We start from the raw sequence: 19,510 nt of genomic DNA, 5'->3' as shown, positions 1-19,510 counted from the left end.
CCGGCGCGTGTCGCGGCTCAGATGCCGCGGGCGCGTGTGAAGGTCCGCATGCGATCGACGCTGTGCACGGGAACGGTTTGTGTATGGCCGTCGCGCAACACCTCGAGTGCGATGTCGCGCTCCGCGCTGCCGCCATTCCAGAGCATCTTGTAGAAGGATTCGAGTCCACCGACGGGCGTGCCGTCGAGGCGCCGGATCAGGTCGCCGGGCTGCACCCCCGCGGTCTCCGCCGGGCTGTCGCGGCTGACGCGCAGCACCCGCAGGCCGTCGTCCTGCTCGACGCAGTTCACACCGAGCCAGGCGCGCATGCTGGCGCGCGACAGGCCGTGCTCGCGCAGCTCGGTGAAGATCGGGGACAGCAGGTCGACCGGCACGAACATGTTGCCGGCGCGCCGCGGGCCGTTGCTCTGGGCGTCGGGGACGAGCAGCGAGCCGATGCCGATCAGCTCGCCCCGGGCGTTGAAGAGGCCGGCGCCGCTGTGGTCGGTGCGCGGCGGGCTGGTGAACAGCGCGCCGTCGATGTGGTATTCCCAATAGCCCGAGTAACTGCGTCGCGACACCAGCTGCGCTGCACTGAGGGCGCCCTCGTCGCCACCGCTGACGACCAGCAGCGGCTCGCCCTCGGCCACTGCCTGCGCCTGACCGAACTGCACCGGCTCCACGCCGAGCGGTACCAGGGCCTGGACCAGGCCGAAGCCGGATGCAAGGTCATAGGCCACCACACGTGCCGGCATGCGCTTGCCGCTGTCGAGCACCAGTTCGACGTCCTCCGCTTCGAGGATCAGGTAGCCGATCGTCAGCACCAGACCGTCGTTGCCGATCACCACGCCCGAGCCGGACCGCTGTTCGCCCAGCGTGTCGATCGAGCTTGCGTCCTCCGTTGCGGTGCTGAGCAAGCCCAGTACGGCGTCGCTGGCGCGCTTCAGCGCGAGGCGTTGCTGGGTGACGCCGGAAGGGGGGGCATCGTCGACGTGCAGCGCCGGAGCCGCGCTGACCGTCCCGGCGGACAGACCGAGTGCCAAGGCGAGTGCCATGCCAACCGCGAGCGTACGGGAGGATGCCATCGCGATCTCCTTCAAAGGCTGATCGCAGCATGGGCCGCCGTGGTCGCCGACTGAATCTTGTGGGCTTTGCGCCTGGCGAAAACCGGGGCGGCGCGAGCGTGTGTTCGCTGCGGAAAGCTCAGCCGGGCACGAGGCTCAATGCCGACCGAACGGTGGTTGGCCGCGCCAGTAACGCAGGATCAGCCAGCCGCCGGCCATCCCGCCCAGGTGGGCGAAATGCGCGACGCCACCCGTCGGGCTGATGAAACCCAGCGCGAGTTCGAGCCCGCCGAACACCATCACGAAGGTGCGCGCCTTCATCGGGATCGGCGGGAACAGCGGCATGATCGTCCGGTTCGGGAACAGCATGCCGAACGCCAGCAGCAGGCCGAACAGCCCGCCCGAGGCGCCGACGGTCGGATAGGGTGAGCCGAGCAGCAAGGCCACCAGCAACTGGGCGGTTGCGGCGGCGAGCACGCTGGCACCGTAGAACTGCAGGAAGCGCTTCGTGCCCCACAGGCGCTCCAGTTCCGAGCCGAACATCCACAAGCCCAGCATGTTGAAGAACAGGTGGCCGATACCGCCGTGAAGGAAGGCGTAGCTCGCCACCTGCCAGGGCAGGAAGCCGCCACCCAGCGGCCACAGGGCGAACAGCCGCGTGAACCAGGGACCGATGAACTGGTCGAGGCAGAACACCGCGACGTTGATCAAGATCAGGGCCTGGGTGATCGGAGGCAATGGGGTCATGGTGCGCGGGGACGGCTGCACTGGAGAGGCAAGATGCCTCTCGCGCTGGACGCGGGACAGAGGGTCGGCAAGTTGCCGACACGGGGGGTGGTGCCTCGGGTCGGACTCGAACCGACACTCATTGCTGAACGGGATTTTGAGTCCCGCGCGTCTACCGATTTCGCCACCGAGGCACGAACGCTGCAGTGTAAGCGAGCCTCTGCCAGAACTCACGGCATCGGCGCCGGTGCTGCTGCGGGTGTCGGCCGTTGCCGGGTGAAGGGTCTCGTTTGCCTGCGCGGGCACCATGAATGCGCTGGCGTCGGCGCATGCGCGGCCCTGCGGCCGCGGAGCAGCATGCCGCACAATTCCGGGACGGCGGCGGGAGCGGGGCGACACTGACACAATGCCGGCAGGAAGGTGTTCTATGCCCCGCTATCTGACAGTAGAAGACACGATCGGCCGAACTCCGCTGGTTCGACTGGTGCGCCTGCCGGGCGCTGAAAACGAGCGGCGCGGCAATGTGATCCTCGGCAAACTCGAAGGCAACAACCCGGCCGGTTCGGTGAAGGATCGCCCGGCGATCAGCATGATCCGCCGGGCCGAGGAGCGTGGCGAGATCAAGCCGGGCGATACGCTGATCGAGGCCACGTCGGGAAACACCGGCATTGCGCTGGCCATGGCCGCGGCGATCCGCGGCTACCGCATGCTGCTGATCATGCCGGAGGACTTGTCGATCGAGCGTGCGCAGTCGATGCGCGCCTTCGGCGCCGAACTGGTTCTCACACCCAAGGCGGGCGGCATGGAATACGCGCGCGACCTGGCCGAGCGCATGCAGAGCGAAGGCAAGGGCCGTGTGCTCGACCAGTTCGCCAATGCCGACAACCCGCGCGTCCACACCGAGACCACCGGTCCGGAGATCTGGGCCGACACCGATGGGCAGATCACGCACTTCGTCAGTGCGATGGGCACCACCGGCACGATCACCGGGGTCTCGAGCTTCCTGAAGTCGAAGAACCCTCTGGTTCGCATCGTCGGGGCCCAGCCCAGCGAGGGGTCCCGTATCCCGGGCATCCGCAAGTGGCCCGCGGCCTACCTGCCGAAGATCTACGACCCGAGCCGCGTGGACGAGACGATCAATGTCAGTCAGAGCGACGCCGAGGACATGGCCCGTCGCCTGGCGCGAGAGGAGGGCTTGTTCGCCGGCATTTCGGCGGCGGGGGCGCTGTGGGCGGCCTTGGAGGTGGCCAAGACGGTAGAGAACGCGACCATCGTGTTCATCGTCTGTGACCGCGGCGACCGCTACCTTTCGACCGGCGTCTTTCCGGCCTGAGCCGGCCCGCCGCACATGCCGATGGAGCACGCGTTCAAGTTCTGCCCCCATTGCGCGACGCCGCTCGAGTGGATAGTCGCCGCCGAAGACGGCGGGGACAAATCCCGTCTCCGCTGCCCGGCCTGTGCCTGGACACACTGGAACAATCCGACGCCGGTGCTCGCTGCGGTGCTGGAGTGCGAAGACCGTGGCGGGCGCTTGCTGCTGGCACGCAATGCCGCATGGTCCGGCAGGAATTTCGGGCTGATCACCGGCTTCATGGAGGCCGGCGAGACGCCGCAGGACGGCATCGCACGCGAGGTGCTGGAGGAGACCTCGTTGTCCGCCAGCCGCGTGGAGCTGATCGGCGTCTACGACTTCCAGCGGATGAATCAGCTGATCGTCGCCTACCACGTCGAGGCGCGGGGGGAGATCGTGCTGTCTCCCGAACTCGTCGAGTACCGCCTGTTCGAGCCCGCGCAAGTGAAGTGCTGGCCCGCCGGCACCGGGTATGCGCTGGCCGACTGGCTGCGCGCGCGCGGCATCGAGCCGCAATGGATCGAATGGAGCCGCCCGTCGGCCTAGAATCGCCGGAACCGAGGACGATGATGGAAGCGAACAAGGAACTCGACACCCGCGGGCTCAACTGTCCGCTGCCGATCCTGAAGGCGAAGAAGGCACTGGCCGACATGGTCAGCGGCCAGACCTTGAAGGTCATTGCCACCGACCCAGGGTCGGTGCGTGACTTTCAGGCATTCGCGCGTCAAACCGGCAACGAACTGGTCGACCAGCAGACCGAGGGCGACGAGTTCGTCCACTGGCTGCGCCGTCGCTGAACCGGGCCGACACAACACAAAGCCGCCCTGGGGCGGCTTTTTCGTGGGGTGGGGCGCGGGAGGCGTGCTCAGAGGTTCAGGGTCTTCAGGTACTCGCGCACGCTGGCACCGATCTGCGGGTGTGCCAGGCCCAGTTCGATATTGGCTTGCAAGAAGCCTTCCTTGCTGCCGCAGTCGTAGCGTTTGCCGTCGTAGGTATAGGCGAACACTTTCTGCCGGCGCAGCAGGCCGGCGATGCCGTCCGTCAGCTGGATTTCTCCGCCGACGCCGCGCGGCTGGTTGCGGATCTCGCTGAAGATGTCGGGGGTGAGGATGTAGCGTCCTGCGACACCCAACCGCGACGGGGCGTCTTCGGGGGCCGGTTTCTCGACGATGCGCGTGATGTCCATCATGCGCTCGCTGACCGGCGTGCCGGCGACGATGCCGTAGCGGCGCGTGTGTTCCGCGGGGACTTCCTGCACCGCGACGATGGAGGCGCGCCACTCCTCGAACTGGTCGACCATCTGCTTGAGGATCGGCGGCTTGCCGACCATCAGGTCGTCGGCCAGCAGCACGGCGAACGGCTCGTTGACGACCACGCACTGCGCGCACAGCACCGCATGGCCGAGACCCAGCGCCTTGGACTGGCGGATGTACACGCACTCCATGTCGTCCGGCTTGATCGAGTGCACCATCTCCAGCAGCTCGCTCTTGCCGGCCGCCTCGAGCTCGGCCTCGAGTTCATAGGCGGTGTCGAAGTGGTCGGGGATCGCCCGCTTGTTGCGACCGGTGACGAAGATCATCTGGCGGATGCCGGCGGCATAGGCCTCTTCGACCGCATACTGGATCAGCGGCTTGTCGACCACCGGCAGCATTTCCTTAGGCTGTGCCTTGGTGGCCGGCAGGAAGCGGGTGCCGAGGCCGGCGACGGGGAAGATCGCTTTGTTGATAAGCATCTGCTTACAATCCTAAGAGCAAGTTGAATCATTCTGTCATGCAGTTTCCGTCACGCGCCCTCCTGCTCTCGTGGGCTTGTGGGCGTATGTCACGGCCCGCCTTGAGTCATCATCGGTCGCCATGGATTTGTTGATTGTCGAACCGATCGAGACCGAAGTGCTGAGCTGGTTGCAGGCGCGGCACCGGGTGCGGCATGCCCCCGAACTCGCGCGCGATCCCCGCGGCTTTCGCCAGACGCTGTTCAACGTGCGCGCCGCGGTGCTGCCGCCCCAGCTGCGGGTCGATGCCGAGACGCTGTCCTTCGCGCCGCTGCTGCGTGCCTTGGGCCGCATAGAACCGGGGCTCGAGAACATCGACGTCGACGCCTGTTCGCGCTCGGGCGTGGAACTCGTCCGGGGTACGGCAGCCACCGCGCCGGCCGAGGCTGAATTCATGGTCGGTGCCCTGATCACGCTGCTGCGGCCGGGCGCCAACGGCGGCCGGGTGACGACCGGCCGCGAACTGGCCTCGGCGACCGTGGGTCTGGTCGGCCTGGCGCCGGCGGCGCGCTCCCTGTCGGCGATGCTGAGCGGTTTCGGCACCCGGTTGGTCGGCTACGACCCGACGCTGCATGCGAGCGACATGCTCTGGGGCCGCTGGCGCATCGAGGCGATGGGACTGCGCGAGCTGCTCGAGACGGCCGATGCGGTCTGCGTGCAACTGCCGTACTACAGCCGCTACCAGGGGCTGTTCGGCGAGCGCTACCTGCCGCAGTGCAAGCCGGGGCAGGTGCTGATCAGCACTTCGCATTCGGCGCTGTTCGACGAGGCGTCGCTGGCCATGGCGCTGCGCAGCGGCCGTCTGGCGAGTGCCTGGCTCGACAGTGTCGAGCCAGGCCTGCTCGATGCGGGTCGGCCGCTGAACGGCGCACCGAATCTGCACACCACCTCCCGCCTCGCGGGCTACACGCAGGAGTCCCGGGTCCGCAGCGTCTGGGCGGTGGCACAGCGGCTCGACGAGATCCTCAGCCAGACGCCGCCCGTCGCGCGCGAACTCCGTGTGGCCGTGTCGCCGCCCCATGGTCCCGTGTCGGGGCCGGCGCCACTGAGCGCTCAGGCGGCTGACCTGTCACCGGCCGGTGAGGCCACCGGCCCTGCGGCCGATGACGACGAAGCCGAGCTGCCGGAGGCGGCGGCCACCGATGTCAGCCCAGGCGCGAGCGCTGAGCCCGCAACCGATCCAAGTTCGCACTGAAATCGGCGAGGCGCTGGCGTTCCTGCGCGACCACGGCGGCAGGTGCCCGCGCGACGAAGCTCTCGTTGCCGAGCTTGGCCTGGGCCTTGACGATCTCGCCTTCGAGCCGCGCTACTTCCTTGGACAAGCGCTCGCGCTCGGCCTCCACATCGATCTCCACGTGCAGCGCCAGCCGCGCATCGCCGTGCACCGATACCGGCGCGGCGGTGGTGGCCTGCACGAAGCCGGCTTCCGAGTCGATCACGCGCACCTCGCTGAGCTTGGCCAGGGCCTTCAGCAACGGTGTCGCCTGCGCGATGAAGCCGGCGTCGCCAAAACTCAGCAGCGGCACGCGCTCGGCCGGTGAGAGGCTCATCTCCGCGCGCAGGTTGCGGCAGGCGCCGACCAACGCCTTCAGCTTCGCCACCCAGGCATCGGCCTGCGCGTCGACACGCTCCAGCTGCGGCCGTGGGTAGCGCGCCGTCGCGACCGACTCGTCGCTGCCGGCCACCTTGCGCTGCGCCACCGGCGCCACCGCCTGCCACAGTTCCTCGGTGATGAAGGGCGTCAACGGGTGCAGCAGGCGCAGCACGGTCTCCAGCACGCGGATGAGCGTGCGGCGGGTCGCGCGCTTCGCGGCGTCGTCACCGGTCGCGATCTGCACCTTGGCAATCTCGAGATACCAGTCGCAGTACTCGTCCCACACGAAGCTGTAGACGGCGTTCGCCACGTTGTCGAGCCGGTACTCGGCAAAGCCCTTCTGCACCGCCGCCTCGACGCGCTGCAGCTCGCTGGTGATCCAGCGGTCGGCGTTCGAGAAATCCAGGTAGCCGCCCGGCACGCACTGCTCGGCGGTGTGGTCGGCGAAGCCGCAGTAGTTCCGGCTCACCTCCTCCGGAGAGGGGCCTGCACTGCCACTGCGCTGCGCTTCGTGGTCCTGCGGAGGGGTGCAGTTCATCAGCACGAAGCGCGTCGCGTTCCAGAGCTTGTTGCAGAAATTGCGGTAGCCCTCGCAGCGCTTGGTGTCGAAGTTGATGTTGCGGCCCAGGCTCGCGTAGCTGGCCATCGTGAAGCGCAGCGCGTCGGCGCCGTAGGCGGGCATGCCCTCGGGGAACTCCTTCTTCACGCGCGCGGCGACCTTCGGCGCGGTCTCGGGCTTGCGCAGGCCGGTGGTGCTCTTCTTCACCAGCGTGTCGAGGTCCACACCCTGGATCAGGTCCACCGGGTCGAGCACGTTCCCTTCGGACTTGCTCATCTTCTTGCCTTCGCTGTCGCGCACCATGCCGTGGATGTAGACGGTGCGGAAGGGCACCTGGCCGGTGAAGTGGGTCGTCATCATGATCATCCGGGCGACCCAGAAGAAGATGATCTCGTAGCCGGTGACCAGCACGCTCGAGGGCAGGAAGAGCTCGAGCTCCTTCGTCTGCTGCGGCCAGCCCAGCGACGAGAACGGCACCAGCGCCGACGAGTACCAGGTGTCGAGCACGTCCTCGTCGCGCGTCAGCGCGCCGTCGTAGCCGGCCGCAAGCGCCTTGGCCCGCGCCTCGTCCTCGCTGCGCGCGACGAACAGCTCGCCGCCGCTGCCATACCAGGCCGGGATCTGGTGGCCCCACCAGAGCTGGCGCGAGATGCACCAGTCCTGGATGTTCTTCATCCACTGGTCGTAGGTGTTGACCCAGTTCTCGGGCACGAACTTCACTTCGCCCGAGGCAACCGCATCGATCGCCTTCTGCGCGATGCTCCTGCCGTCCGGCCCGGGCTTGCTGACCGCGACGAACCACTGGTCGGTGAGCATCGGCTCGACCACCTGGCCGGTGCGTGCGCAGCGCGGCACCATCAGCTTGTGCTTCTTCACCTCGACCAGGAAGCCCTGGACCTCGAGGTCGGCGACGACCTTCTTGCGCGCCACGAAGCGATCCAACCCGCGATAGGCCTCGGGCGCCGCGTCGTTGACCTTCGCATCCAGCGTCAGGATGCCGATCACCGGCAGCCCGTGGCGCTGGCCGACCGCGTAGTCGTTGAAGTCGTGCGCCGGCGTGACCTTCACGACGCCGGTGCCGAAGGCGCGGTCGACGTAGTCGTCGGCGATCACCGGGATCGTGCGGTTGCACAGCGGCAGCGCCACCTGCTTGCCGATCAGCGCCGCGTAGCGCTCGTCCTCCGGGTGCACCATCACCGCGGTGTCGCCGAGCATCGTCTCCGGCCGCGTCGTGGCCACGACCAGCGAGCCGCTGCCGTCGGCCAGCGGGTAGCGGATGTGCCACAGGAAGCCGTCTTCCTCCTCGCTCTCGACTTCCAGGTCGGAGACCGCCGACTTCAGCACCGGGTCCCAGTTCACCAGCCGCTTGCCGCGGTAGATCAGGCCCTGTTCGTAGAGCTGCACGAAGGTGTCGGTCACCACGGGCGACAGCTTCCCGTCCATCGTGAAGTACTCGTGCCGCCAGTCCACGCTGGCCCCGACCCGGCGCATCTGCTGCGTGATCGTCGAGCCCGAATGCTCCTTCCACTCCCAGACCTTGGCGACGAAGTTCTTGCGCCCGAGCTCGTGGCGGCTCTGGCCCCGCTGCTCGAGCTGGCGCTCGACGACGATCTGCGTCGCGATGCCGGCGTGGTCGGTGCCCGGCACCCACAGCGTGTTCTCGCCCTGCATGCGGTGGTAGCGCGTCAGCGCATCCATGATGGTCTGGTTGAACGCGTGGCCCATGTGCAGCACGCCGGTCACGTTGGGCGGCGGCAGCTGGATGGCGAACGAGGGCCTGGCGGCATCGAGCGTCGGCGCGAACAGGGCGCGCTGCTCCCACACGGGAGCCCACTTGGCCTCGATCGGGCCGGGTTCGAAGGATTTGGCGAGTTCGGTCATGGCAGGCCTGGAAGGAAAACGGCGCCCATGGGGCGCCGTTTCCGCTGGGTCGAAGCCCGCATTCTACGAGGCGGCCTGCGCGGCCGGCCCCGCCGCATCGGTGCGGATCCTGGCTTCAGCGCCGGTCGGCGGCGCAAGCCTCCAGGGCCATGCCGCGCAGGCGTCCTTCGCCGTCCACCCACCACGCCGCGCCCTGCAGGCGTTCGGGCTTCGCGCCCTCGGGGATGCGCAGCGCCCGCCACTGCGTCGAGCGCTGGCCGCTGGGCTCGATCACCAGCGGTCCCGCCACGTTGCGCACCAGGCGCCGCGCGACCGGGCTGCCGTCACTGCCGGCCGGGATGTTCTCGACCAGCGCCAGGTAGGCTGCCGAGCCCGCAGGGGGCTTGCCGCGGGTCTGCAACTGCAGGCCGAGGTAGCCGTTCCAGGCCGGGCCGCCGCCGACCTGCAGGTGCACCGCCGGTCGCGCGGCGAGCGCCCAGCGGAATTCACGGGCGCCGTCTGACAATGCCGGACTCGCCAGTGCCTCGAGCCGTGCGCCGGCTTCCGGCAGCGCAGCTGCCGCCAGCGGGGCGTCGGCGTTGTCGGTCGCGGGCGCAATCCAGTCCAGCACCCAGCTCGAGCGTGGCAGCGGGTGCGGGGCGGTACCGGACCAGCAGGCCTCGCAGTCCGCCGACATCAGGCGCTCGATGACCTCGCGCGGCGGGCTGCACGAGGGCGATACCGCCTGAACAAGGCCGGTCAGCAGCGCACATCCGGCGCCGACGATGGAAGGCAGATGCATGGGGTCATTCTGATCAAGCTGGTGCCTTGACGCCAGCCAGCGCCTGAATGCCCTTGCAGTGCCGGCAGCGCGCCTGCGTACCGGGCGGCTAGCTGTGGCGGCGGGCGCGCGCGGCGTCCAGGAACTCGCGCAGGATGGGCCGGCCGTCGAGCTGGTCCGGGTGGAACTGGCGCTGCGCCATGAACTCCGGGTGCCACTGCATCCCGAACACATAGCTCGGTCCGCGCCAACGGACGGCCTCAATGAGCCCGTCGGGCACTGCAACGGCCTCGATGTCGAGCTCGCGGCCGAGGTCCTTGATCGCCTGGTGGTGGATGGAGTTGATTTCGGCGCGGTGCGCGCCCGGGTAGAGCGAGGCCAGCTGGCTGCCCTGCACCAGGCTGATCTCGTGGAACTGGTTCTCGTAGCGGGCGTCGTCGACGTGGGCGATGGCTTCGGGAACCTGGGTCGAGATGTCCTGGTAGAGCGTGCCGCCGAAAGCGACGTTGATCAACTGGAGTCCGCGGCAGATGCCGATCACCGGCTTGCCGGCTGCCACGAAGGCGTTGAACAGCTCGATCTCGTAGCGGTCGCGCACCCGGTCGCCCGTCCAGGCGGGCGCCAGCGGCGATTCGCCGTAGCTCTGGGGCGCGACATCGGCGCCTCCCTGCAGCACCAGCCCGTCGAGCCGCTGTGCATAGGCGGCCAGGCTGACCTCGCTGGGGCGCAGCAGACCTTCCCGTTCGACCGGCGGGATCATCAGCGCGAGCGCGTCGGGTTGCAGAACCCAGTGCGCGACCGACTGCTCCAGGTAGTGCAGGGTTCGGGTGAAGATGCCACCGATGTCGGCGACCGGCGTGCTCGGGTGGTAGATGCGCGCGGAAATGCCGATGAGCAGCGCGTCGTGCATGGCGGGAGCAGGCGAGATGGCGATGACGCCAAGGATACCCGTGGTGCACCGCGCGGCTCCATAGAATCCCTGGATGAATGTGCCGGATGAAAACGATCGCGCGCCCTCGGGCGAGGCCGCAGGCCTGCTGCGTCACCTGAACCCGGAGCAGCTCGCCGCGGTGACGCTGCCGGCCGGCAACGCGCTGATCCTGGCCGGTGCCGGCTCCGGCAAGACGCGGGTGCTGACGACGCGCATCGCCTGGCTGGTGCAGACCGGGCGGGTTTCACCGGCCGGCGTGATGGCCGTGACCTTCACCAACAAGGCCGCGAAGGAGATGCTCACGCGCCTGTCGACGCTGCTGCCGATCAACCCGCGCGGCATGTGGATCGGCACCTTCCACGGGCTGTGCAACCGCTTCCTGCGCGCGCACTGGAAGCTCGCCGGCCTGCCGCAGGGCTTCCAGATCCTCGACGCACAGGACAGCGTCTCGGCCGTTAAGCGCATCGTCAAGGCGATGAAGCTCGACGAGGAGCGCTATGTCCCCAAGCAGTGCGCCTGGTTCATCGCCAGCGCCAAGGAAGACGGCCGCAGGCCGAAGGACATCGAGGTGCGTGACGAGCTCACGCGCACCCAGCAGGCCATCTACCAGGCCTACGAGGACCAGTGCCAGCGCGAGGGCGTGGTCGACTTCGCCGAGCTGATGCTGCGCACCTACGAGCTGATGCGCGACCACGCCGAGCTGCGCCAGCACTACCAGCGGCGCTTTCGCCACATCCTGGTCGACGAGTTTCAGGACACCAACAAGCTGCAGTACGCCTGGCTGAAGATGTTCGCCGGCACCGACAACAACGTGCTCGCCGTCGGCGACGACGACCAGAGCATCTATGCCTTTCGCGGTGCGCAGGTCGGCAACATGGCCGACTTCGAGCGCGAGTTCCACGTGCAGCAGGTCGTCAAGCTCGAGCGCAACTACCGCAGCTTCGGCAACATCCTCGACAGCGCCAATGCGCTGATCGCGCACAACTCGCGCCGCCTGGGCAAGAACCTGCGCACCGAGGCCGGCCCGGGCGAGCCGGTGCGCGTGTTCGAGGCCACCAGCGACTTCGCCGAGGCGCAGTGGTTCCTCGACGAGGCGCGCCAGCTGCAGCGTGACGGCTCGCCGCGCAGCGAGATCGCGGTGCTCTACCGCAGCAATGCGCAAAGCCGGGTGATCGAGAGCGCGCTGTTCAACGCCGGCGTGCCCTACCGCGTCTACGGCGGCCTGCGCTTCTTCGAGCGCGCCGAGATCAAGCATGCGCTGGCCTACTTGCGCCTGATCGAGAACCCGAACGACGACACCAGCTTCCTGCGCGTGGTGAACTTCCCGACCCGCGGCATCGGCGCGCGCACCATCGAGCAGTTGCAGGACGCCGCGCGCAGCAGCGGACGCAGCCTCGGCCAGAGCGTCGCCGCGGTGGCCGGCAAGGGCGGATCGAACCTCGTTGCCTTCAGCGCGCTGGTCGACGCGATGCGCGACGCCACGCGCGGCCTCACGCTGCGCGAGATCATCGAGCACGTGGTGCAGGACTCGGGGCTGGCCGACTTCTACCGCAACGAGAAGGAAGGCGCCGAGCGGCTCGAGAACCTCGATGAACTCGTCAACGCGGCCGAGGCCTTCGTCACGCAGGAGGGCTTCGGCAAGGACGCCGTCGCGCTGCCGGTCGACGAGCAGGCCGGCCGCATCGCCGCCGGCGTGCCGAACGCGATCGCGCTGGCCGACGTGCAGCCCGATGCCGAGACCGGCGAGATCATGAGCCCGCTCGCGGCGTTCCTGACGCATGCCGCGCTCGAGGCCGGCGACAACCAGGCGCAGGCCGGCCAGGATGCAGTGCAGCTGATGACGGTGCATGCGGCCAAGGGCCTGGAGTTCGACCAGGTCTTCATCACCGGGCTCGAGGAAGGCCTGTTCCCGCACGAGAACGCGGCCGCCGACCTCGATGGCCTGGAAGAGGAGCGCCGCCTGATGTACGTCGCGATCACGCGCGCCCGCAAGCGCCTCTACCTGAGCTTCAGCCAGACCCGCATGCTGCATGGGCAGACCCGCTACAACCTCAAGAGCCGTTTCTTCGACGAATTGCCCGAGGCGGCACTGAAGTGGCTGACGCCGAAGCTGCAGGGCTTCGGCTCGGGCTTCGCTCGCGACTACCAGGCGGCGTGGCAACGTGGCTCCGGCCTCGGCTCGATGGTGGGGGCCGGGCGGGTCTCGGCACCAACCGCGCCGGCCGCGTTCGAGGCGCACGCGCGCAGCACGCCGAACGGTCTTCGCTCGGGGCAGGGCGTGTTCCATACCAAGTTCGGCGAGGGTGTGATCGTCACTCTCGAAGGCGTGGGCGCCGACGCTCGCGCGCAAGTGAACTTCGGCCGCCACGGCATGAAGTGGCTGGCACTGAGCGTCGCGAAGCTGACCCCGGTGGACTGAAACCCGCGGGCCACCGGCCGCGGACCGCTGTACGTCTGTCGCGTCGGCGCCACGAACCGCTCCCTCATGGTGCGTTCTGGTCCCATGTGGCACAGCCGGTCGCAATTTGTAAGCAAATGCTGCAGTGCATGCGAAGGTTTCCCCGTGCTTGCGCGTGTCCGGGGCAGTCCGAACACTGCGGCACCCCTGCGTCGCCACTCGAGCGGGTGGTGCGCCATGCCGGAGGGTGGGCGCTTTCTCTTTGAACCCATGATCAGACTTGAGGAGACAAGACCATGCCCATGCTCATTGCCCTGGCGATCTCGATCGGCGTGCTCGCCGTCGTGGCCACCTGGTTGTTTCTCGGCCCATTGGCCGCACTCAACTTCCAGATCTGGCAGGCCTTCGTGGCCTGGGCCAGCTTCTATCACTGCGGTGGCAAGACCGCCGGTGCGCGCACGACGGTGATTTGCATGTCCTTCGGTGCGCTGATCGGTGCGCTGTCGGTGATGCTGGCCGGCCAACTCGGTGCGCTCGGTGCGCTCGCGGCGCCGGTGGCCGTGGGCATTGGCGCCGCGGCGATCGTGCTGGCCGCACACGTCGGCCTGCTGGCCACCATTCCGGCCTGCGTCTACGGCTTTGCCTGCGTCGCCGGTCTGATCCTGCTCAAGGGCGTGGCGCCGCTCGATGCCTTGGTGCCGACCATCGGCTCCATCGTTCTCGGCGCGATCTTCGGCTGGGTCTCGGAGACCGTCGCCGGCAAGTTGACCAAGCCGTCGGCCTGAAACCTGGCGCGCACTGCCGGCCAGCACGCCGGCAGTGCCGGTGCCGGCCTTTTCACGCTGCCGGTGTTTCCTCGCTGCTGTCGAACTCGAAGGAATCGACGAAGCTGAAGTACAGCGACGCATAGAAGATCGTCGACACCAGCAGGGTGATCGGCAGCGCCGCCATGCCCACGACCTGCTCCAGACCCAGCAGTGCGGCCACGACCTGCAGCAGCGTCACGAACAGCATCGTCAGCCCGAACCAGGTCAGACCGTAGACCATGAAGGCGCCCCGGCTGCGCCAGCACGCGATGGTGCTGGCGAACAGCGCCTGGCCCACCGGCATGCGGCCCCAGCACACCAGGGCCGGTGCATGCCAGAACGCCAGCGACAGCAGGGCCATCAGGCCCAGACGCAGCAAGACGCTCCAGGGCAGCAGCGGATCCTGCAGGGCTGCTTCGGTCGTGGTTTCGTTGGCGGCGATCGCCTCGACCGCCGCCGCAAAGCGCCCGCCGTCCAGCAGATGGGCGAGCAGCACGATGGCCACGGCCGCCGCCGCGTAGGCCGCGCCCAGCTGCAGCAGCCGGCCACGGTGCAGCGGCGAGCGCAGCGGCAGCAGCATCAGCTTCGGCCCCGCGATGCGCCCGGCGAGCACCTCGCGAGTCGCCAGCAGGAACGCGACGGTCGCCACCGGCATCAGCGACAGGGCGACGACGGGGCCGATCAGCGGCAACTGCAGCAACACGAACACCCCGAGCCCGAACAAGGCGAACAGTGCGCTGAAGGCCAGCGGTTGACGGAAGAACACGGTGAATCCGGCGCGCACCCACAGCACACCCTGGCGGGCCCGAACGGTCTTGAGCTTCATGCGCGGGGTCAGTTTCCGGCCGGGTGCCAGGGCGTCGCGATGCGCTCGCGCAGCACACGCTCGAAATGGGTGGGGTCGTGGGGAACCAGCATGCTGGCTTCGCGCGGCAGGTACACGTCCCACAGCCGCGAGATCCAGAAACGCAGCGCCGCGGCCCGCAGCAGCGCCGGCAGCAGCCGCAGCTCGTCGCCGGTGAGAGGGCGCACCGCGTCGTAGGCGGACACGAAGGCGCTGGCGCGGTCCTCGATCAGGCGGCCGCTGGCGAGGTCGATGCACCAGTCGTTCAGGCACACCGCGATGTCGAACGCGAAGCGGTCGACACCGGCGAAGTAGAAGTCGAAGAAGCCCGTGAGCACCGGCGCGCCGTCGCTGCCGGTGTCGAACATCACGTTGTCGCGGAACAGGTCGGCGTGGACCGGTCCGCGCGGCAGCGCGGCGTCGGAGGCCGAGGCCGAGACGCTGTGCTGGAACGCCAGTTCGTCCTCCAGCAGCGCGCGCTGGGACGGCGCGAGGAAGGGCAGGATCTGCGACACCGTCTCGTCCCACCAGGCCAGGCCACGCAGGTTGGGCTGGTGGCGCGGGTAGTCACGGCCGGCCTCGTGCATGCGCGCGAGCATCGCGCCGACCTGCTGGCAGTGCATCGCGCTGGGCGCCAGCACGTGGCCGCCGCGCAGCCGCTCCACCACCGCCGCCGGCTTGCCGCACACCGCGTGCAGGATCTCGCCGCTGTCGTCGGCCTGCGGCGCCGGCACCGGGATGCCGTGCCCGGCCAGGTGCTTCATCAGGTGCAGGTAGAAGGGCAGCTGCCCGAAGCTCAGGCGCTCGAACAGCGTCAGCACGTACTCGCCGCGTTCGGCGGTGAGGAAGTAGTTGGTGTTCTCGATGCCGGCGGCGATCGGCTCGAGCGTCTTCAGCGACCCGAGGCCGACCTTGTGCGTGAGGGCTGCGGCTTCGTCGAAGCCGACTTCGGTGAAGACCGCCATCGCTGGCGGCCTAGAAGGTGAGGACGCGCCAGACGCGCCGGCCGGCGCCGCCCTTGGCCGAACTGGGGCCTTCCGAGGTGTCTCGCCCGGCATCGATCGGCAGCACCTCGTACTCGGCCTTCAGGGGGCCTTTCGGTTGCACCTTGATGCTCTGGACCGCGCCGCGCACGCGCAATTCCTCGACGCGGGCATTGTCGTCCTCGATCACGTTGCGCTTGACCGCCGGCTCGCCCGCCGGTGCCGGTGGGGCGGTCTGCGCGCGCGGCGGCGTCTGCGTCGGGGCCGGCGCGGACGCCGCCTGGGCCGATGCGATCACGGGCGCAGTGCAAAGGCCGCACAGAACGGCGATGGACAGGAGGCGCGACAACATGGTCTCGATTGTAGGACGCAGCCCGCAGTTGCCCGCGCCCGCGGGAGCAGCGGCCACAATCGGCGCATGAGTGCTCACGACGATGCCTGCCTGCTGCTGGTGGACGGCTCCAGCTACCTGTACCGCGCCTATCACGCACTGCCCGACCTGCGCAATCCGGCCGGCGAGCCGACCGGCGCGGTGCGCGGCATGGTGGCGATGCTGAAGAAGTTGCGCGACGAGTTCCCCTCGGCCCACGCGGCCTGCGTGTTCGACGCCAAGGGCAAGACCTTCCGCGACGACTGGTACCCGGAGTACAAGGCCAACCGGGCCTCGATGCCGGAGGATCTGGCAAAGCAGATCGCGCCGATCCACGAGGTGGTGAAGCTGCTCGGCTGGCCGGTGCTCGAGATCCCGGGCATCGAGGCCGACGACGTGATCGGCACGCTGGCGCGGGCGGCTGCCGCGCGCGGCCAGCAGGTCGTCATCTCGACCGGCGACAAGGACCTGGCGCAGCTCGTCGACACCCATGTGACGCTGATCAACACCATGAGCAACGAGCGGCTCGACGCGGCCGGCGTGACCGAGAAGTTCGGCGTGCCGCCCTCCGCGATCGTCGACTACCTGACGCTGGTCGGCGACGCGGTCGACAACGTGCCGGGGGTCGAGAAGGTGGGTCCCAAGACGGCGGCCAAATGGATCGCCGAGCACGGCTCGCTCGACGGCGTGGTGGCGGCGGCCGACGCCATCAAGGGCGTGGCCGGCGAGAACCTGCGCAAGGCGCTGGACTGGCTGCCGATTGGGCGCCGCTTGGTGACGGTGAAGACCGACTGCGACCTCTCGGAGGCCTTGCCCGGCTGGGCCGGCGCGGCCGCCTGGGACGCGCTGACGTGGCGCGAGATCGACCGCGAGGCGCTGCTGGCCTTCTACACGCACAACGATTTCCGTGCGTGGCGCAATGAACTGGAGTTGGCACGCGCCGCTGCCGCGCCGGCGCCGCAGTCGGCGGCGCGGGCCGAGGGCGGGCAGAGCGCGCTGTTCGCGGACCCGCCAGCCGCTGCGCCGGCCGGCGTCGCCCTCGCCGTCGACAAGCGCTACGAGACCGTGCTGACGCGCGAGGCCTTCGACGCCTGGCGTGCGCGCATCGAGGCCGCCGACCTGGTAGCGCTGGACACCGAGACCGACTCGCTCGAAGCGATGCGGGCCCGCATCGTCGGCCTGAGCTTCAGCGTGCAGCCCTACGAAGCCTGCTACATCCCGCTGACGCATACCTATCCGGGCGCGCCCGACCAACTGCCGCTGGACGAGGTGCTGGCCGCGCTGAAGTCCTGGCTCGAGGACGCCTCGCGCGCCAAGCTCGGCCAGCACGTCAAGTACGACACCCACGTGTTCGCCAACCACGGCATCACCGTGCGTGGCTACGCCCACGACACCATGCTGCAGAGCTACGTGCTGGAGGCGCACAAGCCCCACAACCTCGAGAGCCTGGCGAGCCGGCACCTGGACCGCAAGGGCCTGAGCTACGAGGACGTCGCCGGCAAGGGCGCGCAGCAGATCCCGTTCGCGCAGGTGGAGCTGTCGCGCGCGACCGAGTACTCGGGCGAGGACAGCGACATGACGCTGCACGTGCACCAGGTCCTGTGGCCGCAGCTCGAGGCCGAGCCGCGGCTGCGCGAGGTCTACGAGCGCATCGAGATGCCGACCTCGGCCCTCCTCGGCCGCATCGAGCGCCACGGCGTGCTGATCGACAGCGCCGTGCTGGCGCGCCAGAGCGCCGAGCTCGCGCAGCGCATGGTGGCGCTGGAGCAGGAGGCGCATGCGCTGGCCGGCCAGCCCTTCAACCTCGGCAGCCCCAAGCAGATCGGCGAGATCCTGTTCGGCAAGCTCGGCATCCCGGCGAAGAAGAAGACCGCCAGCGGTGCGCCGAGCACCGACGAGGAGGTGCTGGCCGAACTGGCCGCCGACTACCCGCTGCCGGCCAAGCTGCTGGAGCACCGCTCGCTCGCCAAGCTCAAGGGCACCTACACCGACAAGCTGCCGCTGATGGTGAACCCGGACACCGGCCGCGTGCACACCAACTACGCGCAGGCGGTGGCGGTCACGGGCCGGCTGGCGAGCAACGACCCCAACCTGCAGAACATCCCGATCCGCACGCCCGAGGGCCGGCGCGTGCGCGAGGCCTTCATCGCGCCGCCGGGGCACGTGATCCTGAGCGCCGACTACTCGCAGATCGAGCTGCGCATCATGGCCCACATCTCCGAGGATCCGGGCCTGCTGCGCGCCTTCGCCGAGGGTCTGGACGTGCACCGCGCCACCGCGAGCGAGGTGTTCAACGTGCCGGTGGCTGAGGTGAGCAGCGAGCAGCGGCGTTATGCCAAGGTCATCAACTTCGGGCTGATCTACGGCATGGGCGCGTTCGGCCTGGCCAGCAACCTCGGCATCGAGCAGAAGGCCGCGAAGGACTACATCGAGCGCTACTTCGCGCGCTTCGCCGGCGTGAAACGCTACATGGACGAGACGCGCGCGCGGGCCAAGGAGCAGGGCTATGTCGAGACGCTGTTCGGCCGCCGCATCTACCTGCCCGAGATCAACGGCGGCAACGGCCCGCGCCGCACCGGCGCCGAACGCCAGGCGATCAATGCGCCGATGCAGGGCACCGCGGCCGACCTGATCAAGCTGGCGATGATCGCGGTGCAGGCCGCGCTCGACGCCCAGCAGCGCGCCACGCGCATGGTGATGCAGGTGCACGACGAACTGGTGTTCGAGGTGCCCGACGCCGAACTCGACTGGGCCCGGACCGCGCTGCCGGAGCTGATGGCCGGCGTGGCCGAGCTGAAGGTGCCGCTGCTGGCCGAGGTGGGCGTGGGCGCGAACTGGGACCGGGCGCACTGAGCGTAAGTTTCGGCGCGAGGCATCGACAAACGGCTTTGGAGGCAGCACGATGAACAAGACGACAAGTGCGTGTGGGGCTGCGCTGCTGGCACTGGTCGTGGTCGGCTCAGCGGCGTCGCAGGCCGTGCGGGCGCAGGACCTCACCGGCGACAAGCGCGTGACGCTCGTCAGCGCGAGCGGTGAGCGGCTGGAGATCGGCAGGGTGCGCTTCGAGCCGGCTGGCGCCGATCGCTGGCGCTTCGGTTTCGTGCTGGCCGCGGAAGGCTTCACCGAACGTTTCCTCGCGATGCGGCCGTTCCGCTGCGTGGCCAGTGCGACGCACCAGCTCTGCCACTTCCCCTATGGCAGCGAGGACACGGTGTCGCGCCACGACCTGATGCCGCTCGAGTACGCCCTGATGTTCATCGCGACCAAGCCGGGCGCGCTGCACATCAGTGGGCGCGACGGCCTGTTCTACAAGCTGGCCTTCACCGACCGCGGTCTGCGCGGCGAGCTCCACGACGTGGACATGGACCCGATCATCACGCCGCGCGAGGGGGGCAGCCGCCGGCCCATCACCTACCGCCAGCTCGAGCGGGCCGACCCGAAGTCGCACTGGATGCCGGCGCTGCTGATCGAGTGAGGACGCCGTGCGCGGCGG

17 protein-coding genes and 1 tRNA gene are annotated in these 19,510 nt (G+C 68.9%); 8 read left to right on the top strand and 10 right to left on the bottom strand.

Features of this window, described 5'->3' with window-relative positions:
• Window positions 1–17: 17 nt before the first annotated feature.
• The 3 genes from ACQY9S_RS10050 to ACQY9S_RS10040 form a co-directional block, all read right to left on the bottom strand.
• A complete protein-coding gene (locus ACQY9S_RS10050) occupies window positions 18–1,064 on the bottom strand; it encodes a S1C family serine protease (protein ID WP_428425362.1) in 1,047 nt (348 codons plus the stop codon).
• Between the two features lie 135 nt (window positions 1,065–1,199).
• Window positions 1,200–1,790: a rhomboid family intramembrane serine protease gene (locus ACQY9S_RS10045; RefSeq protein ID WP_428425360.1), complete on the bottom strand. Its 591-nt coding sequence runs from the start codon at window positions 1,788–1,790 to the stop codon at window positions 1,200–1,202.
• A gap of 88 nt (window positions 1,791–1,878) precedes the next feature.
• A tRNA-Leu gene (locus tag ACQY9S_RS10040) sits at window positions 1,879–1,963 on the bottom strand.
• A gap of 233 nt (window positions 1,964–2,196) precedes the next feature.
• Here ACQY9S_RS10040 and cysM point away from each other — a divergent pair.
• The 3 genes from cysM to ACQY9S_RS10025 are packed head-to-tail and all read left to right on the top strand — an operon-like array spanning window position 2,197 to window position 3,917.
• The gene (gene cysM / locus ACQY9S_RS10035) at window positions 2,197–3,102 is read left to right on the top strand and encodes a cysteine synthase CysM (protein ID WP_428425676.1); all 906 of its coding nucleotides are present in this window, start codon (window positions 2,197–2,199) and stop codon (window positions 3,100–3,102) included.
• Between the two features lie 21 nt (window positions 3,103–3,123).
• The gene (locus ACQY9S_RS10030; protein WP_428425358.1) at window positions 3,124–3,666 is read left to right on the top strand and encodes an NUDIX domain-containing protein; all 543 of its coding nucleotides are present in this window, start codon (window positions 3,124–3,126) and stop codon (window positions 3,664–3,666) included.
• A gap of 23 nt (window positions 3,667–3,689) precedes the next feature.
• A complete protein-coding gene (locus ACQY9S_RS10025) occupies window positions 3,690–3,917 on the top strand; it encodes a sulfurtransferase TusA family protein (RefSeq protein WP_428425356.1) in 228 nt (75 codons plus the stop codon).
• A gap of 68 nt (window positions 3,918–3,985) precedes the next feature.
• On the opposite strand, the gene galU is transcribed toward ACQY9S_RS10025, so the two are convergent.
• A complete protein-coding gene (galU, locus tag ACQY9S_RS10020) occupies window positions 3,986–4,852 on the bottom strand; it encodes a UTP--glucose-1-phosphate uridylyltransferase GalU (protein ID WP_428425354.1) in 867 nt (288 codons plus the stop codon).
• A 121-nt stretch (window positions 4,853–4,973) separates the two neighbouring features.
• Here galU and ACQY9S_RS10015 point away from each other — a divergent pair, with 121 nt between their 5' ends.
• On the top strand, window positions 4,974–6,086 hold the full coding sequence (locus tag ACQY9S_RS10015; protein ID WP_428425352.1) for an NAD(P)-dependent oxidoreductase: 1,113 nt from the start codon (window positions 4,974–4,976) through the stop codon (window positions 6,084–6,086).
• Here the strand turns inward: ACQY9S_RS10015 and ACQY9S_RS10010 are convergent.
• The 3 genes from ACQY9S_RS10010 to ACQY9S_RS10000 all read right to left on the bottom strand — a co-directional run bounded on the left by ACQY9S_RS10010 (window position 6,037) and on the right by ACQY9S_RS10000 (window position 10,595).
• Window positions 6,037–8,925, bottom strand: a complete 2,889-nt coding sequence (locus ACQY9S_RS10010; RefSeq protein WP_428425350.1) for a valine--tRNA ligase — start codon at window positions 8,923–8,925, stop codon at window positions 6,037–6,039. The two genes, ACQY9S_RS10015 and ACQY9S_RS10010, sit on opposite strands and share 50 nt — an antisense overlap.
• Before the next feature lie 115 nt (window positions 8,926–9,040).
• Window positions 9,041–9,706, bottom strand: coding sequence for a hypothetical protein (locus tag ACQY9S_RS10005; protein WP_428425348.1), 666 nt, complete (start codon window positions 9,704–9,706; stop codon window positions 9,041–9,043).
• 88 nt (window positions 9,707–9,794) lie between these two features.
• Window positions 9,795–10,595, bottom strand: a complete 801-nt coding sequence (locus ACQY9S_RS10000; RefSeq protein ID WP_428425346.1) for a gamma-glutamyl-gamma-aminobutyrate hydrolase family protein — start codon at window positions 10,593–10,595, stop codon at window positions 9,795–9,797.
• A gap of 73 nt (window positions 10,596–10,668) precedes the next feature.
• Here ACQY9S_RS10000 and ACQY9S_RS09995 point away from each other — a divergent pair, with 73 nt between their 5' ends.
• Together ACQY9S_RS09995 and ACQY9S_RS09990 are read left to right on the top strand one after the other, a co-directional pair.
• On the top strand, window positions 10,669–13,035 hold the full coding sequence (locus ACQY9S_RS09995; RefSeq protein ID WP_428425344.1) for a UvrD-helicase domain-containing protein: 2,367 nt from the start codon (window positions 10,669–10,671) through the stop codon (window positions 13,033–13,035).
• Window positions 13,036–13,310: 275 nt separating this feature from the next.
• Window positions 13,311–13,799 (top strand): DUF1097 domain-containing protein, encoded by a 489-nt coding sequence (locus ACQY9S_RS09990; RefSeq protein WP_428425342.1) that lies wholly within the window; start codon window positions 13,311–13,313, stop codon window positions 13,797–13,799.
• A 52-nt stretch (window positions 13,800–13,851) separates the two neighbouring features.
• On the opposite strand, the gene ACQY9S_RS09985 is transcribed toward ACQY9S_RS09990, so the two are convergent.
• Genes ACQY9S_RS09985 through ACQY9S_RS09975 form a run of 3 tightly spaced genes read right to left on the bottom strand, consistent with a single transcriptional unit; the run spans window position 13,852 to window position 15,999 of the window.
• On the bottom strand, window positions 13,852–14,646 hold the full coding sequence (locus tag ACQY9S_RS09985) for a BPSS1780 family membrane protein (protein WP_428425340.1): 795 nt from the start codon (window positions 14,644–14,646) through the stop codon (window positions 13,852–13,854).
• A gap of 8 nt (window positions 14,647–14,654) precedes the next feature.
• A complete protein-coding gene (locus ACQY9S_RS09980) occupies window positions 14,655–15,629 on the bottom strand; it encodes a homoserine kinase (protein WP_428425338.1) in 975 nt (324 codons plus the stop codon).
• 10 nt (window positions 15,630–15,639) lie between these two features.
• Window positions 15,640–15,999 (bottom strand): hypothetical protein, encoded by a 360-nt coding sequence (locus ACQY9S_RS09975; RefSeq protein ID WP_428425336.1) that lies wholly within the window; start codon window positions 15,997–15,999, stop codon window positions 15,640–15,642.
• Between the two features lie 66 nt (window positions 16,000–16,065).
• On the opposite strand from ACQY9S_RS09975, the gene polA reads away from it, so the two are divergent.
• Window positions 16,066–18,870 (top strand): DNA polymerase I, encoded by a 2,805-nt coding sequence (polA, locus tag ACQY9S_RS09970; protein WP_428425334.1) that lies wholly within the window; start codon window positions 16,066–16,068, stop codon window positions 18,868–18,870.
• A gap of 49 nt (window positions 18,871–18,919) precedes the next feature.
• Entirely contained in the window at window positions 18,920–19,492 is a 573-nt protein-coding gene (locus ACQY9S_RS09965; RefSeq protein ID WP_428425332.1) for a hypothetical protein, read from the top strand.
• Window positions 19,493–19,510 lie beyond the last annotated feature (18 nt).

It is taken from the genome of Methylibium sp., assembly GCF_965279545.1.
Lineage (GTDB): Bacteria > Pseudomonadota > Gammaproteobacteria > Burkholderiales > Burkholderiaceae_C > Methylibium.
Note: the sequence above shows the minus strand (reverse complement) of the source record. Positions and strands in the feature narration are given on the sequence as shown.

Coding starts and splice junctions, on each gene's coding strand:
- ACQY9S_RS09980 (WP_428425338.1), bottom strand. CDS start 15,629: ATGGCGGTCTTCACCGAAGTCGGCTTCGACGAAGCCGCAGCCCTCACG.
- ACQY9S_RS10010 (WP_428425350.1), bottom strand. CDS start 8,925: ATGACCGAACTCGCCAAATCCTTCGAACCCGGCCCGATCGAGGCCAAG.
- ACQY9S_RS09990 (WP_428425342.1), top strand. CDS start 13,311: ATGCCCATGCTCATTGCCCTGGCGATCTCGATCGGCGTGCTCGCCGTC.
- ACQY9S_RS10005 (WP_428425348.1), bottom strand. CDS start 9,706: ATGCATCTGCCTTCCATCGTCGGCGCCGGATGTGCGCTGCTGACCGGC.
- ACQY9S_RS09975 (WP_428425336.1), bottom strand. CDS start 15,999: ATGTTGTCGCGCCTCCTGTCCATCGCCGTTCTGTGCGGCCTTTGCACT.
- ACQY9S_RS10015 (WP_428425352.1), top strand. CDS start 4,974: ATGGATTTGTTGATTGTCGAACCGATCGAGACCGAAGTGCTGAGCTGG.
- ACQY9S_RS10000 (WP_428425346.1), bottom strand. CDS start 10,595: ATGCACGACGCGCTGCTCATCGGCATTTCCGCGCGCATCTACCACCCG.
- ACQY9S_RS10050 (WP_428425362.1), bottom strand. CDS start 1,064: ATGGCATCCTCCCGTACGCTCGCGGTTGGCATGGCACTCGCCTTGGCA.
- ACQY9S_RS09965 (WP_428425332.1), top strand. CDS start 18,920: ATGAACAAGACGACAAGTGCGTGTGGGGCTGCGCTGCTGGCACTGGTC.
- galU (WP_428425354.1), bottom strand. CDS start 4,852: ATGCTTATCAACAAAGCGATCTTCCCCGTCGCCGGCCTCGGCACCCGC.
- ACQY9S_RS09985 (WP_428425340.1), bottom strand. CDS start 14,646: ATGAAGCTCAAGACCGTTCGGGCCCGCCAGGGTGTGCTGTGGGTGCGC.
- cysM (WP_428425676.1), top strand. CDS start 2,197: ATGCCCCGCTATCTGACAGTAGAAGACACGATCGGCCGAACTCCGCTG.
- ACQY9S_RS10030 (WP_428425358.1), top strand. CDS start 3,124: ATGGAGCACGCGTTCAAGTTCTGCCCCCATTGCGCGACGCCGCTCGAG.
- polA (WP_428425334.1), top strand. CDS start 16,066: ATGAGTGCTCACGACGATGCCTGCCTGCTGCTGGTGGACGGCTCCAGC.
- ACQY9S_RS10045 (WP_428425360.1), bottom strand. CDS start 1,790: ATGACCCCATTGCCTCCGATCACCCAGGCCCTGATCTTGATCAACGTC.
- ACQY9S_RS09995 (WP_428425344.1), top strand. CDS start 10,669: ATGAATGTGCCGGATGAAAACGATCGCGCGCCCTCGGGCGAGGCCGCA.
- ACQY9S_RS10025 (WP_428425356.1), top strand. CDS start 3,690: ATGGAAGCGAACAAGGAACTCGACACCCGCGGGCTCAACTGTCCGCTG.